12 protein-coding genes are annotated in these 13,703 nt (G+C 39.2%); 10 read left to right on the top strand and 2 right to left on the bottom strand.

What is annotated here, in order from left to right:
• Positions 1 to 214 precede the first annotated feature (214 nt).
• The 7 genes from ACMGGO_RS15020 (at position 215) to ACMGGO_RS14990 (ending at position 6,765) form a co-directional block, all read left to right on the top strand.
• Positions 215 to 1,639 carry a GGDEF domain-containing protein gene (locus tag ACMGGO_RS15020; RefSeq protein ID WP_420282005.1) on the top strand — a complete coding sequence of 475 codons (1,425 nt, stop codon included), beginning with the start codon at positions 215 to 217 and terminating at the stop codon, positions 1,637 to 1,639.
• A 317-nt stretch (positions 1,640 to 1,956) separates the two neighbouring features.
• Positions 1,957 to 2,439, top strand: a complete 483-nt coding sequence (locus ACMGGO_RS15015; RefSeq protein WP_048389969.1) for a DUF5590 domain-containing protein — start codon at positions 1,957 to 1,959, stop codon at positions 2,437 to 2,439.
• A 16-nt stretch (positions 2,440 to 2,455) separates the two neighbouring features.
• Complete coding sequence (locus ACMGGO_RS15010) at positions 2,456 to 3,649, top strand: pyridoxal phosphate-dependent aminotransferase (protein ID WP_048389971.1); 1,194 nt, start codon at positions 2,456 to 2,458, stop codon at positions 3,647 to 3,649.
• Positions 3,650 to 3,677: 28 nt separating this feature from the next.
• The gene (gene asnS, locus ACMGGO_RS15005) at positions 3,678 to 4,973 is read left to right on the top strand and encodes an asparagine--tRNA ligase (protein ID WP_420282004.1); all 1,296 of its coding nucleotides are present in this window, start codon (positions 3,678 to 3,680) and stop codon (positions 4,971 to 4,973) included.
• 77 nt (positions 4,974 to 5,050) lie between these two features.
• Positions 5,051 to 5,779: a DnaD domain-containing protein gene (locus tag ACMGGO_RS15000; RefSeq protein ID WP_016994290.1), complete on the top strand. Its 729-nt coding sequence runs from the start codon at positions 5,051 to 5,053 to the stop codon at positions 5,777 to 5,779.
• Positions 5,780 to 5,791: 12 nt separating this feature from the next.
• Positions 5,792 to 6,454 (top strand): endonuclease III, encoded by a 663-nt coding sequence (gene nth, locus ACMGGO_RS14995; RefSeq protein WP_048389975.1) that lies wholly within the window; start codon positions 5,792 to 5,794, stop codon positions 6,452 to 6,454.
• Complete coding sequence (locus tag ACMGGO_RS14990; RefSeq protein WP_066037666.1) at positions 6,451 to 6,765, top strand: YpoC family protein; 315 nt, start codon at positions 6,451 to 6,453, stop codon at positions 6,763 to 6,765. Before nth ends, ACMGGO_RS14990 begins: the two co-directional genes overlap by 4 nt.
• Positions 6,766 to 6,949: 184 nt before the next feature.
• Here ACMGGO_RS14990 and ACMGGO_RS14985 read toward each other — a convergent pair whose 3' ends face one another.
• Together ACMGGO_RS14985 and recU are read right to left on the bottom strand one after the other, a co-directional pair.
• Positions 6,950 to 9,628, bottom strand: a complete 2,679-nt coding sequence (locus ACMGGO_RS14985) for a penicillin-binding protein 1A (RefSeq protein ID WP_288583722.1) — start codon at positions 9,626 to 9,628, stop codon at positions 6,950 to 6,952.
• A 2-nt stretch (positions 9,629 to 9,630) separates the two neighbouring features.
• Positions 9,631 to 10,275, bottom strand: a complete 645-nt coding sequence (gene recU / locus ACMGGO_RS14980; RefSeq protein ID WP_048389981.1) for a Holliday junction resolvase RecU — start codon at positions 10,273 to 10,275, stop codon at positions 9,631 to 9,633.
• A 380-nt stretch (positions 10,276 to 10,655) separates the two neighbouring features.
• Between recU and ACMGGO_RS14975 the strand changes: the two genes are divergently transcribed.
• From ACMGGO_RS14975 to ACMGGO_RS14965, 3 genes are all read left to right on the top strand, one after another.
• Complete coding sequence (locus ACMGGO_RS14975; protein WP_004225568.1) at positions 10,656 to 10,853, top strand: hypothetical protein; 198 nt, start codon at positions 10,656 to 10,658, stop codon at positions 10,851 to 10,853.
• Positions 10,854 to 11,060: 207 nt separating this feature from the next.
• Positions 11,061 to 11,444: a YppE family protein gene (locus ACMGGO_RS14970; protein ID WP_054550767.1), complete on the top strand. Its 384-nt coding sequence runs from the start codon at positions 11,061 to 11,063 to the stop codon at positions 11,442 to 11,444.
• A complete protein-coding gene (locus ACMGGO_RS14965) occupies positions 11,419 to 13,686 on the top strand; it encodes a DEAD/DEAH box helicase (RefSeq protein ID WP_257961385.1) in 2,268 nt (755 codons plus the stop codon). The genes ACMGGO_RS14970 and ACMGGO_RS14965 overlap by 26 nt, the downstream gene beginning before the upstream one ends.
• Positions 13,687 to 13,703 lie beyond the last annotated feature (17 nt).

Genomic DNA, 13,703 nt, shown 5'->3' with positions numbered 1-13,703 from the left:
TAAAAAAATTACCTACATATTATGATGGGATAAGATGATTCACTTTCAAGCAAACAGATGTAAGATTTTAAAACAATCATCACAAAAGATTTTTGCGTTGTAGGTAATAGTTGGTATCATACGAAAAAGGCGGACTAAGTGAATACATATGTCTTATAATTGAGAAAGCACAAAGTAAACTGGATGATATGGGGTATGGAGAAGTGGTGAGACGGTGGAATTAACATTAGAAGAATTAAATAAAACGATAATGGAGATGCGCACAAAGGGGTATTTAACGAAAGCACTAAAGCTTGCTGATCAAGGTCTTTTAGTCACATTAGAGAGCAATAACTATCCATATGTCATGGATTTGTACTATCAAAAAATATTAGTTCATCATTCTTTAGGTGACACATTAAGCATGGTTAATCTTATTCATGATTATGAGGCCATTTGTCAAAATTATGGTACGACAAAAGATTTAATGCATTATCATTTAGTAATGTCATTAATCTATGATTTAGTTGGCATCCGTGAAAAAACGGTGGAGATGACGAAAAAATCTATCGCCTATGCACAGGAGCTTCAAGATCCTGTCATGCTTGTTCGCTGTCATAATAATCTGTGCTATTTAGAGGTAGAGAAGGGCTGTACAAAGGAAGCACTTCAAGCAGGGCTATTAGCTAGAGAATATAATAAATCTCTTGCTAGAACAATGCCTGATCTAGCAAAATTACATGATATTCGTATTAATAATAATTTAGCAGATGTGTATATTTTAGAAGGGGATTTTAAAAAGGGGAAGGCATTGCTGGACAGTACGTTATCCTCTACTATTATTCATCATCATAAACGAGAAAAAGTAGCGGCATTGTTTGGCTACGGTTTTTTATTTGAAAAACAGCAAAAGCTTGAAGAAGCTGTATTTTATTATAAACAAGCCATAGATCTTGCCCGATCTTATGGAGATAAGCCAATTACAAAAAAAGTGATGCGCTTACTGTTAAATGTATTGTATCAATTGGATTGGCGAGATGAAATTTTTGATGTACAGCGTGAATATATTGATCTCTCGGAAAAAATGAGTGTTGCAAATTTATTACAACAAGTAATGAACTTAGAATTTAAGCGTCAAAAGGAAAAGCTTGAGAAAAAAGCACATTATGATCCATTAACAGGCGTTTTAAATCGACATTTTTTAGACTATGAGCTACAGGAATGGCTCAATGCAGCCGAAATAACGCAATCCTATGTATGTATTACGGTTTTGGATGTCGATTATTTTAAACTATTTAACGACACGCATGGTCATTTATTTGGAGATATGATTTTACAGCTTTTAGCTAACAGCTTGAAGGATTTTTTACAGGATGAAGATGTGGAGATTATTCGTTATGGCGGAGATGAATTCATCCTTTGTTTTAGGCATTCTCAGAAGGACTATATCAAAACATTGGTCCATAACACACATGCCTATTTGCTCTCACTAAAGCTCGAACAGGAACAGCAAAGTTATCCCTTAAGGGTCAGTATGGGTGCTTGCGTGAATAATCAGAAAAACTATCAATACAAGGAGCTATTTGAGCAAGCAGATAGCGGTTTATACCAAGCAAAGGCGAATGGCCGTGCTAGCTGTGTGCTATACGAATTATCATAATGACAGGTTCCTATTTACATAGTTAAATAGGAATTTTTCTTGTGATAGGACCATGTTTTTATGCCCAAAACGAGGCTTCTATGAGGTGAAATGAAATTTACTGTAGTCATTGTTTGAAAACGTTGTTCTAGCAACGTACAATATATGAAATTAAGAAACACGACAGCACAAAATTGTTGTATAATGTTGTGGTATGAGGAAAGAAAGCAGGTTGACAAAATGGAAAGCAAAATGAATGGTTACACAGTTATAGACACACACATGCATCAGCTATGTGTTATGCCAAAACAGCTCGATGTGAAACATAAGGTGAATAGATGAAAAACTGGTTAATTTTCATTTCTGTCTTTATTGTTTCGTTGTCACTTGTCATTAGTATTTTAGTACTCTGGAAAGCCGAGGCTCCGTTCCGTTCAATTGAAGAGCAGGCTGAACAGTTGGCACTCGATGCCAAAGCCCTCGCAATTGTATCGGAGTCCTACACATATAATGGCAAACATTCGTATGTTACTGTGTTCGGGGTAGACGAATACGGTGATAAAAAAGCTGTCTTTGTTCCGACGAATCTAGACGAGGATTCCATTCAGGAAGTGATATTAGAAGATGGTATTACGGAAAAGCAAGCATTATCGGTTTTTAAAAATGAAGGAAATGTACAAAAAGTCCTCCACATGAAATTAGGCTATGAGGAGCCTGGCGCAGTTTGGGAAATTACATATCTGAACGACCACGACCAGCTCAACTATGTCTATATTCTGTTTAAGGATGGCGACTGGTGGAAGCGCATTACGAATTTATAAGAGGAGTAGATCCCGAATGAAAAATTTATTAGCAACACGTGTAAAAACTTTAACACCATCTTCAACATTAGCGATTACTGCAAAAGCAAAAGCATTGAAAGAGCAAGGTATTGATGTGATTGGTCTTGGAGCTGGTGAACCAGACTTTAATACACCTCAAAATATTTTAAATGCTGCCATTGATTCAATGGAGAAAGGGTATACAAAATATACACCTGCTGGCGGACTTCCAGTTCTGAAAAAAGCCATTATTGATAAGCTTCAACGCGACAATAACCTTACCTATCAGCCAAATGAAATCATTGTTGGTGTAGGGGCAAAGCATATTTTATACACGCTATTCCAAGTGATTTTAAATGAAGGTGACGAGGTTATTATTCCAATTCCTTATTGGGTGTCTTATCCAGAACAAGTGAAATTAGCTGGCGGCGTACCAGTTTATGTTGAAGGTACACGTGAACAAAGCTATAAAATTACAGCGGATCAACTGAGAGCAGCTGTGACAGACAAGACAAAAGCAGTGATTATCAATTCTCCTAGCAACCCATCAGGCATGATTTATTCTCGTGAAGAGCTAGCAGAACTTGCTGCTGTTGCAGAAGAAAAAGATATTTTAATCGTGTCAGATGAAATTTATGAGAAGCTTGTATACAATGGTATTGAGCATTTTTCAATTGCACAACTTTCTGATGCAGTGAAAGCACGTACAATCGTCGTTAATGGTGTGGCAAAATCTCACTCTATGACAGGCTGGCGTATTGGATATGCTGCAGGTGACACAGACATTATTAAAGCAATGACTGACCTTGCATCACACTCAACATCTAATGCGACAACAACAGCACAATATGCAACTGTGGAGGCGTATAATGGCTCCCAGGATGCGGTAGAGGAAATGCGTCAGGCATTTGAATCTCGTCTTGAAAAAATTTACCCACAGTTAAGTGCTATTCCTGGCTTCCATGTATTAAAGCCACAGGGTGCATTCTACCTATTACCAGACGTAGCAGAAGCTATGGCTCACACTGGCTATGATTCAGTAGATGCATTTGCTGCGGATATTTTAACAGAAGCAAACGTAGCAGTGATTCCAGGCTCTGGCTTCGGTACACCAACTACTATGCGATTATCTTATGCTACATCTTTAGACTTATTAGAAGAGGCAGTCCGTCGTATTGATACATTCGTAAAATCAAAATGGCAAGACTAATCCTTCTAGTCAACTTTGGAGGATTTCTATGAAAAAAATTATGATTAAAGATATGCCACAGCATATCGGTGAAACAGTCAAAATTGGCACTTGGTTAGCCAATAAACGTTCAAGCGGAAAAATCGCGTTCTTACAGCTACGTGATGGCTCTGGCTTTGTACAGGGCGTTGTAGTGAAAGAAGAAGTAGGCGAAGAAATTTTTGCTACGGCAAAAGGGATGACGCAAGAAACTTCTATGTATGTGATTGGTGAGGTGAAAGCTGACGAACGTTCAAGCTTTGGCTGTGAGCTTGCTATAACTGATATCGAGGTACTACATGCAGCAACTGATTTCCCAATCACACCAAAAGAACATGGTCCAGAATTTTTAATGGATAACCGTCATTTATGGCTGCGCTCTCGTAAACAACATGCCATTATGAAAATTCGTAATGAAATTATTCGCGCTACATACGAATTTTTCAACAACAACGGTTTTACAAAAATGGACCCACCAATTTTAACAGGTTCTGCGCCTGAAGGTACTTCAGAGCTGTTCCATACAAAATATTTTGATGAAGATGCTTATCTATCTCAATCTGGTCAGCTTTACATGGAAGCTGCTGCGATGGCTTTAGGAAAAGTATTCTCATTCGGTCCAACTTTCCGTGCTGAAAAATCTAAGACTCGTCGTCATTTAATCGAGTTTTGGATGATTGAGCCTGAAATGGCATTCGTAGAATTTGAAGAAAATTTAGAAGTACAAGAGCAATATGTAGCGCACATCGTACAATCTGTACTTGCAAACTGCAAATTAGATCTAGAGCGACTTGGCCGTGATACATCAACACTTGAAAACATTAAAGCGCCATTCCCTCGAATTTCTTATGATGATGCGATTAAGCTTTTACACGAACAAGGCTTCGACGATATTGAGTGGGGCGATGATTTTGGTGCGCCTCATGAAACAGCGATTGCGAATTCATTTGACAAACCAGTATTTATTACTTGTTACCCAGTAGGTATTAAACCGTTCTATATGCAACCACACCCAGATCGCGATGATGTTGTATTATGTGCTGATTTAATTGCACCAGAGGGTTACGGAGAAATTATTGGTGGTTCAGAGCGAATCCATGACTACGATTTATTAAAATCACGTCTGGAAGAGCATAACCTATCATTAGATGCCTATGCTTGGTATTTAGAGCTTCGCAAACATGGCTCTGTCCCACATTCAGGTTTTGGTCTAGGGTTAGAGCGAACTGTAGCATGGATTTCAGGCACAGAGCATATCCGTGAAACAATTCCATTCCCACGTTTACTAAACCGCTTATATCCATAAGCTAATCAATTTAAAAGTCGCGTAGTGAACTATCTACGCGGCTTTTCTACTTACTTAAAGAAGGAGTCTGGAGAATAATGAACGTAAATAATCATCGACTCCGTACATGGACTGAGCAGAGAATGATTCCCATTCCACAGCTTTTTTTTCAGTTTTATAAGGAGTTAAACATGGAGGATGAAGAGGCACTTATTGTCATGCACTTATTGGCCTTTCATATGGAGGAGAATGACTTCCCAACACCTAATGATCTAAAAAATCGTCTCACAATGTCTGATAATGACATCACATCCCGTTTACAGCGATTAATGCAGAAGGGTTTTCTTGAAATTACACGAGATGTCGACGCGGGTGGCAAGCTATATGAAAAGTATTCCGTATACCCGCTATGGGAGCGCATTTTACAGATGATTGATATGAAAGAGCAGCAACAAACGGCAGTGACACTTCAGCAAGAAGAAGGGGAGATATTCCGTCTTTTTGAAGAGGAAATGGGGCGTCTTTTATCTCCTTTAGAACTTGAAAAAATTGGATGCTGGCTTGATGAGGACAAGCATAGTCCCGCACTCATCAAAGAGGCGCTAAAGGAGGCTGTCTTTGCTGGGAAATTGAGTATTCGCTATATTGATCGCATTTTATTAGAATGGAAAAAGAAAAATATTACGACACCTCAAGCCGCACAAAAGCAAAGTGAACAGTTCCGTGAGAAACAGACATTTAACAGAGCACCAGCTCGAACAGTTCAACAAGAAACGCAATCAACGGGTAGAGTTCCTTTTTATAATTGGTTGGAAGAAAGAGAATAGGGGGCATCCAGTTTGTTAACGAAAAAACAGTGGGAGCATTGTCTAGAAGAAATGGATCGAATGTTTCCCGACGCACATTGTGAGCTCGTCCATGACAATGCTTTTGAGCTAACGATTGCCACATTATTATCTGCACAATGTACAGATGTACTAGTCAATAAAGTAACGAAAACCTTATTTCAAAAATATAAAACACCAGAAGATTATTTAGCTGTTTCCATAGAGGAATTGCAACAGGATATTCGCTCTATTGGCCTTTATCGCAATAAGGCGAAGAACATTCAGGCTCTATGTCAACGTTTACTAGATGAGTACGGTGGCGAAATCCCTGCAACACGTGAAGCATTGGTGACATTACCAGGCGTAGGTCGAAAAACGGCCAATGTTGTGCTTTCAGTAGCCTTCGATATTCCAGCACTTGCAGTGGATACCCATGTGGAGCGAGTATCCAAACGCCTAGGGCTCTGTCGATGGAAAGATTCGGTGCTTGAAGTGGAAGAAACGATTATGAAGAAAACGCCAATGGACAAATGGTCAAAAACGCATCACCAATTAATTTTCTTTGGACGTTATCATTGTAAGGCACAAAATCCTGGATGTGGTACTTGCCCTTTACTCGACGATTGTCGTGAAGGGCAAAAGCGTTTAAAGAAAGGCATGGTGAAGGAAGCATGAATAGTGAAGCCATTGCAAAAGAAAAAGTAGATGCATGGTTTGCCCAATGGACTTCACTACAAGCCGCTATCCATACAGCACATGATGCAAGAAATGGACTGGCAAAAGGGCTAATGGAAGATGCCATCGAGCTATTTGAACAACTTGTGCAAGCTGCAGGCGATGAAGTGCTACCGATTAATGGGGTTGAGCGATTAGCCTTTATTAAAGCTAAGCCAGGTCAATATGCATGCTATCGTCAACTAGATGAGCTATTTAAAGAAACGAAAAAGCGCACAGCACGACTGCGGATTCAAGCTAGTAAAAGTTAGAGTGGATGGATAGAGTATAAAAAGTGGATAGGACAGATAAAGTGAAGGATAGGACGCGAAAAGTGGCGGATAGACCTTGTAGAGTGAAGGATAGACCTTCAAAACTGACGGATAGCCTCCTCAGAGCCCTTCATCAATAAAAAAACCGAGAAGCAGTGAATGAACTGCTTCTCGGTTTTTTTCTTTATTCTGAGCTTTGGTCTTCTTCATTTGGGTTGGTAGGCTCGGTAGGAGGTGTTGGCTGCTGATTTCCATCATTATTGCCATTGTTTCCACCATTGCCGTTATTTCCATGCCCATTACCATTTCCATGCCCGTTATTACCATTATTATTGTTGTTATTACCGTTGTTGCCATTACCATTATTGTTATTACCTTGATCATTATCCTCTTGACCAGGATCAATCGGTAAATCAATATCTGGTTCATCTGGATCTTCCGTTTCCAAATCTTCCTCAGGGGTAGTTGTGATCTGGAAGGTAGTTGTCCCAGGCTCACTGCGTGTGCCATCTACAATGGCTACGACAGAGATTGTATAGTTACCATCTTCAAGTGTGTTAGCAACAGTTAGGCCTTTCGTGTCTGCTGTGCCAAGGACAACCGTTTCTCCACCTTCACGTGTGGCAGAAACTTCAAATGAAGTTGGTAATGGTTCATCGGTTTCTGGATTTAGGATGGCATCATGTTCCCAAGAAATATTGATCGACTGTGCTCCTAAATCTAAGTTTGCTGAAACATTATAAGGTGTAGATAGCTCTGGCGCCTCATAGACCTCAGAAACCTCTGTTGGTTCAGTCCCGCGAACGAATAACTCGGTTTGACGTAGTTCGCTAGGTGTATAGTCACTTGCCAATCTTAAAGGTTTAGAGCCTACTTCCACCGTTGCTTCTACAACAGTACTTGGCTTTTTGAAGCTAGCTGTCTCAACATTCGCTGAAATTTCTTGCATAATCGTCTTAAATAAGTTTTGTGGTAATCGACGTTCTTCCCACGTTGTAATTGGATCAAAGTGTTTTTCATAGCCACTCCATATAGCGATGGAATAGTTAGTTGTGTAACCAGCAAACCATGAATCTGGCACACTTGTATTCGGTAAATTATATTTGTTAAAGTCTTCTGCTGAATAGTTAGTTGTACCTGTTTTACCTGCGATATCCAAGCCAGGCACATTGGCTGCAGTTCCTGAGGCATCAGGCTTATTGCCGACTACATCACGTAGCATGTCTGTTACCATGTAAGCCGTATAATCATTCATAGCCACTTTAGACTCAGGTGTATAGTTTTTAGACGTTTTACCATCTCGATAGACAATTTTTGTAATCGAATGTGGATCTGTATAGACCCCATTATTACCGAAAGCAGCATAGGAAGCTGCCATTTGAATAGGAGAGATAGTAATAGCACCACCGCCAATTGCATCGGACTCATAGAGGTTTTCTGTTTCAATTCCTAAACGTCCAACAAATTCCTTGGCTTTTTCTGTGCCAACCTCCTGTAATGCTTTGACAGCTGGAACGTTCCGTGAAGCATATAATGCTTTACGTGCAGTCATGGCACCCATATATCTGCCATCCCAGTTTGTGATTGTTTGCTTTGTACCTGTATAGTTCATTGGTTCGTCGACAAGTGTTTGACCTGTAGACCATTTTAAATATTCAATTGCTGGCCCATAGTCGACTAATGGTTTCATTGTGGAACCTGGTTGATTATTTGTTAAGTCCTCGGCATAATTCCAGCCACGTTCTGCACCATATTTACGACCGCCACCAACGGCTTGAATGGCACCTGTTTTTGTATCAACGACCGCCACACCTGACTGAATATCTTCAGTTGGGAAATTACTATCATCATTCATCACATTTTCTACAACTTGTTGAGCATTTGGATCAAGCGTCGTATAGACTTTGATTCCTTCTGCCATTGCCGAACCGTCACCATTATTTTCTAATTCATTAATAACAATATCCAGGAAGGCATCATATTTGGAACCTGCAAATGATTGGCGTGTTGCATCATCCGCTAAACCTGATTGAACTTCTGCTTTTTTGGCTTCTTCCATTTCGGCTTTAGAAATTTTTCCGTGTTGATACATTAATCCTAAAACGGTATTACGTCGTTTTTTTGCAAGCTCAGGGTTTTTTAATGGATTATACGCATTTGGTCGTTGCACTAGCCCTGCTAATAGTGCTTCTTCATCTAAAGTTAAATCTTTTAATTCTTTACCATAGAAGTATTGTGAGGCTGTACCGAAGCCATAGATACGACCTGACATAAGCATTTTGTTGAAGTACATTTCAAAAATTTCTTCTTTCGTATACTTACGCTCTAATTGGAAGGCAAGCCATGCTTCCTGTGCTTTACGCTTTAATTTCTTCTCGTTTTGTAAAAATGAGTTTTTGACTACTTGTTGTGTTAAAGTTGATGCACCTTGCGCACCAAAGCCATCACGGAAGTTTGCAAGGATTGCACCGCCTAGACGATAAAAATCCATACCATGATGCTCAAAAAAGCGTACATCTTCTGTAGCCAGAATAGCATTGATCATATCTTCAGGTATATCTTCATATTTTATATATTTACGGTTTTCAGCACCGATTGTTGCAAATAATTCACCGTTTTTATCGTAGAACTCTGAAGAAACAGGATCTTTCAATAATTCTTCATCGAGCTCAGGAGCCGTGCTTGCATAGAAGGCAAATAATGCACCTCCTCCAATTAAGCCTGCTACACCGATGGCTAAGACAGTTAAGAAAATGCGTTTAAACCATGTCTTAGCGGATGAGGCTGGTTTCGTTTTTTTCTTTTTATTTTTTTCAGCGAGAGCTTTTTGATGCTCTCCACGTGTTCGACGACGTTCAGTCATTCTTATTTCTCCTCACTTTCAGACCCGTAGCATTTTGCATCAATCAATTGTTGGATGATAGGTAAATAATCGATACGCGGATAATAGCTCGTGGGAATTTCATATGCCTCTTCTTCGATGATCGAAAAGGGTATCGATTTACGATTGCCATTTTCCATTGCTTGCCAGGCCTTTTGTAAAACTTTGTATGGCACAATAAAATATCGTTCAAAAGCAGAAAAACGAACGATAATAAAAGCCACACCATTTTGTTCCGTCACTTGCTGCATATGTGTCATTTGATGCTCATGAATATTTTTTAAGGGGAAACTTGTTTTGGAAGCAGTTTCCTTTGCATCAAAATCTATATAATGCCCATTCCAAACACCATTGTAGTCGGTTGTAGAGGGTGTTCGAAAATAAGCTTCACGAATGACAGCAGCACTTCGTGAAGGGTACTCTACTTTGACGATTTGCACAGGAACAGGTTTCTTATGAATGATAGCAAGTCGCCTTTTTATATAATAGTCGTTTGCTTCATTAATTTCATCTTCTAGCGTCTTCCCGCGATTACTAAAAGATAAATCTTTGCTTTTGCTCTTTTTTTCTGTTTTCTGTACAGAAGCATTTGGGGTATACAATTTCCCGTTTGGATAACGAATTGTCATTAAACTCACCCTTTACCTTACTGCTTTTCTATCCACTAGTTTACCATGATATAATAGCTGTTCTCTACCTCCATCATTCATGAAATTGTTACTAGAATAGTAGAAAACAAATGGTACGTATGAATAATTTGCGTCGAAAAATCGCCAGCTTTATTATTACTAGAATCGTCAAAATAACTGATAAATTTAAATAGGTCATTGGGATGAAAATATACTCACACAGCAACCTTTCATTCATGACGATTTTTTTGGTCAGAGGTTCACTATTAAAATTTTATCGAAAATCTTCTTCTTTCAGCTAACTTACGCTTATTTTGTCACGCCTGAAGGTAATTCTATACATACGAGGAATACTAAAGTAAAGCAAAGGAGGCGTTATTTTGAACAAGTTAGAACAATTAGTTGCGCAGTTAGATCTGGTCAATCAATTACTTTTCACGAGAGTGTCATTGGAAAACAATGCTCATAGTTTGCATTTTTTTATGCAACTTAAAGCGGTTAGCCAGAAAGTAAGCTTAGCAGAAAAGAACTGGCAAGTAAAGAATGCTTGTTCGCCTATTAGTAGTGAAAAATCATAGACTTTGGTACACTTATCTTATAAGCAATTGAACTAACGCAATAGCATGAAGATTGATACATTATTTTCCATAAAGGTGTGGTAAATAGGTGTCATAAACAGTGATATTTCCATAGATGACGAGCTGAACAAAACATACTCAGCATGTATATGCCGTCACTACGAAATATATTTGCTATGTATAATTGTTGAGAGATGAGGTGCAAAATTGTTAGTTATCCAGCAAACATCCAAATTAATAGATGAATGTGATCAGTGCGTTTCACGTTTTTGGCAAATGCGTGAGGAAGATCGAACACCTGATTTTTTTCAAGAGGTAAAGCCACATGCAGATGAAATTCATCAACTTTTAAAGGTATGGCAGCAAGAAGCCAATAAATGGATTCAAAAAAATCGACCAAAATACATGCATACGCAACAAATTGCTTCAGTCGTTGAATCGATGGAGCAATTTGTTGTGCAATCTTTTTATAAAGAAACAAGTAAAAAACGTTTTTTAGATGCCATACATTCTACTTCCTATACTTTGAAAATATTTGAACGATTAGTTAAGGAGGGAGAAAAGGATGCTATCGAAGAAACGAACGATTAGTGAGCTTTTACATGAGTGGAGATATGATGAAGAACTTAAAGAGCGTATCCTGCACTGGCAAACATTAGAGGGGCGTCCAGCGAACTATGCACCATTTCCTAGGAATTTACATCCTTCTTTAGTGAAAGCCTTACAGACAAGAGGGATTGAGCAGCTTTATACACATCAGCGAGAGGCATTTGATTTGGCACAGAGTGGTACATCTTTTACAGCGGTTACGCCAACTGCTTCAGGTAAATCCTATTGCTATCATCTGCCAGTGCTACAAAAAATAATGGAGGATAAAAATGCACGTGCCATTTATTTATTTCCAACAAAGGCACTGGCACAGGACCAGAAAAATGATTTGAATGAGCTCATTGAGCAAAGCGGTGAGGAGATTTTAAGCTATACCTATGATGGAGATACGGCTCCAGGCATTCGCCAAAAGGTTCGTAAGGCAGGGCATATCGTGATGACGAATCCTGATATGCTTCATTCGGGGATTTTGCCGCATCATACAAAATGGGTTTCACTTTTTGAGAATCTACAATATATTGTGATTGATGAATTGCATACATACAAAGGTGTGTTTGGTTCCCATGTGGCGCATGTTATTCGGAGATTAAAAAGAATTTGTGAATTTTATGGGAGTAAACCAGTGTTTATTTGTACATCGGCTACCATAAAAAATCCTAAAGAGCTTGCTGAGCTACTAACGAATGAATCTCACATGCTCATTGCTGATTCGGGTGCTCCAGTTGGTAAGAAAACCTTTCTTTTTTACAATCCGCCAATTATTCATAAAACATTTGGCGTGCGTAGAAGTGCTGTATTAGAGGTAAGTGATTTAGCTAAGAGGTTGTACACGGCTGGCATTCAATCCATTATTTTTGCCAAAAGTAGGGTACGAGTAGAAATGATTGTAACCTATTTAAAGGAACTTACACGTAATAAGCTGCTCGATGAATCTGTACGTGGCTATCGAGGTGGGTATCTGCCATCTGAACGACGTGTCATCGAAAAAGGCTTACGTGATGGGACAATCCAGACAGTAGTTAGCACCAATGCATTAGAATTAGGTGTCGATATTGGTCAATTACAAGCATGTATTATGACAGGTTACCCAGGAAATATTGCGAGTGCTTGGCAGCAAGCAGGACGTGCAGGGAGACGTCAGGATGAGGCATTGATTATTTATGTTGCGCAATCTTCCGCATTGGACCAGTATGTAGTCAATCATCCACTATTTTTACTAGGCAGTACACCAGAGGAAGCACGTATTTATCCAGAAAATATGCTGATTTTAATGGATCATTTGAAATGTGCTGCCTTCGAGCTACCTTTTTCAACAGGCGATACGTATGGAGAATATGACATACAAGAATTGCTGGAGTATTTAGCAGAAGAAGGGGTAGTTTTTAAGACGAGTGATAAATGGCATTGGATGAGTGATCGTTTCCCGGCGCATGATATTAGCTTACGTTCAGCGTCACAAGAAAATGTAGTCATTATTGATCTTACCATTCCTGCACAGACAAAGGTTATTGGTGAAATGGATCGTCATAGTGCCATGACACTCTTGCATGAAGAAGCCATTTACTTGCACCAAGGCATTCAGTTCCAAGTAGAGAAGCTTGACTGGGAAGAAAAGAAAGCCTACGTACGTGAAGTAGATGTTGATTACTATACAGATGCCAATCTAGCAGTTGAAATGAAAGTTTTAGAGGAAGATCGTAACCGTTCATATGCAGGTGGTACAATCTGCTTTGGCGATGTTGGCTTAGTTGCACAAGCAACGATTTTCAAGAAAATACGCTTCGGCACACATGACAATATTGGCTCAGGACCTATACATTTACCACCTGATGAAATGCATACAAGTGCTTCGTGGCTATCGTTTACAGCACCTGATAAATGGACAGAGGAAGAGCTAACAGATGCTATGACTGGGGTAGCCTACGCGATGAATGCCTTCATTCCTTTGTTTATTCAATGTGATAGTAGTGATGTAGCCGTTGTACCACAGGTGAAGGCCACACATAATGAGCGGCCAACGTTTTTTGTCTATGATAAGTATCCTGGTGGCATCGGCTTAAGTGAAAAGGTATATGAACTATGGGAAGAGCTAATCATGAAAACATATGAGCATGTTACAAATTGTGCATGTGAATCGGGCTGTCCTTCCTGTATTGGGGCACAAGAATCATTGCTTCAATCAAAAGGAAAGGTAGCTAAATTACTGCAACAATTAATGGCATAGTAAACAGAGGGTGAGGA

Source organism: Lysinibacillus sp. BNK-21 (assembly GCF_048684915.1).
GTDB classification, from domain to species: Bacteria; Bacillota; Bacilli; order Bacillales_A; family Planococcaceae; genus Lysinibacillus; species Lysinibacillus capsici.
Note: the sequence above shows the minus strand (reverse complement) of the source record. Positions and strands in the feature narration are given on the sequence as shown.

What these genes read in the sequence shown, in the direction of transcription:
- ACMGGO_RS14990 (WP_066037666.1), top strand. Translation starts at nt 6,451, where the DNA reads ATGAATAGTGAAGCCATTGCAAAAGAAAAAGTAGATGCATGGTTTGCC.
- ACMGGO_RS15010 (WP_048389971.1), top strand. Translation starts at nt 2,456, where the DNA reads ATGAAAAATTTATTAGCAACACGTGTAAAAACTTTAACACCATCTTCA.
- ACMGGO_RS15000 (WP_016994290.1), top strand. Translation starts at nt 5,051, where the DNA reads ATGAACGTAAATAATCATCGACTCCGTACATGGACTGAGCAGAGAATG.
- ACMGGO_RS14985 (WP_288583722.1), bottom strand. Translation starts at nt 9,628, where the DNA reads ATGACTGAACGTCGTCGAACACGTGGAGAGCATCAAAAAGCTCTCGCT.
- ACMGGO_RS15015 (WP_048389969.1), top strand. Translation starts at nt 1,957, where the DNA reads ATGAAAAACTGGTTAATTTTCATTTCTGTCTTTATTGTTTCGTTGTCA.
- asnS (WP_420282004.1), top strand. Translation starts at nt 3,678, where the DNA reads ATGAAAAAAATTATGATTAAAGATATGCCACAGCATATCGGTGAAACA.
- recU (WP_048389981.1), bottom strand. Translation starts at nt 10,275, where the DNA reads ATGACAATTCGTTATCCAAACGGGAAATTGTATACCCCAAATGCTTCT.
- ACMGGO_RS14965 (WP_257961385.1), top strand. Translation starts at nt 11,419, where the DNA reads ATGCTATCGAAGAAACGAACGATTAGTGAGCTTTTACATGAGTGGAGA.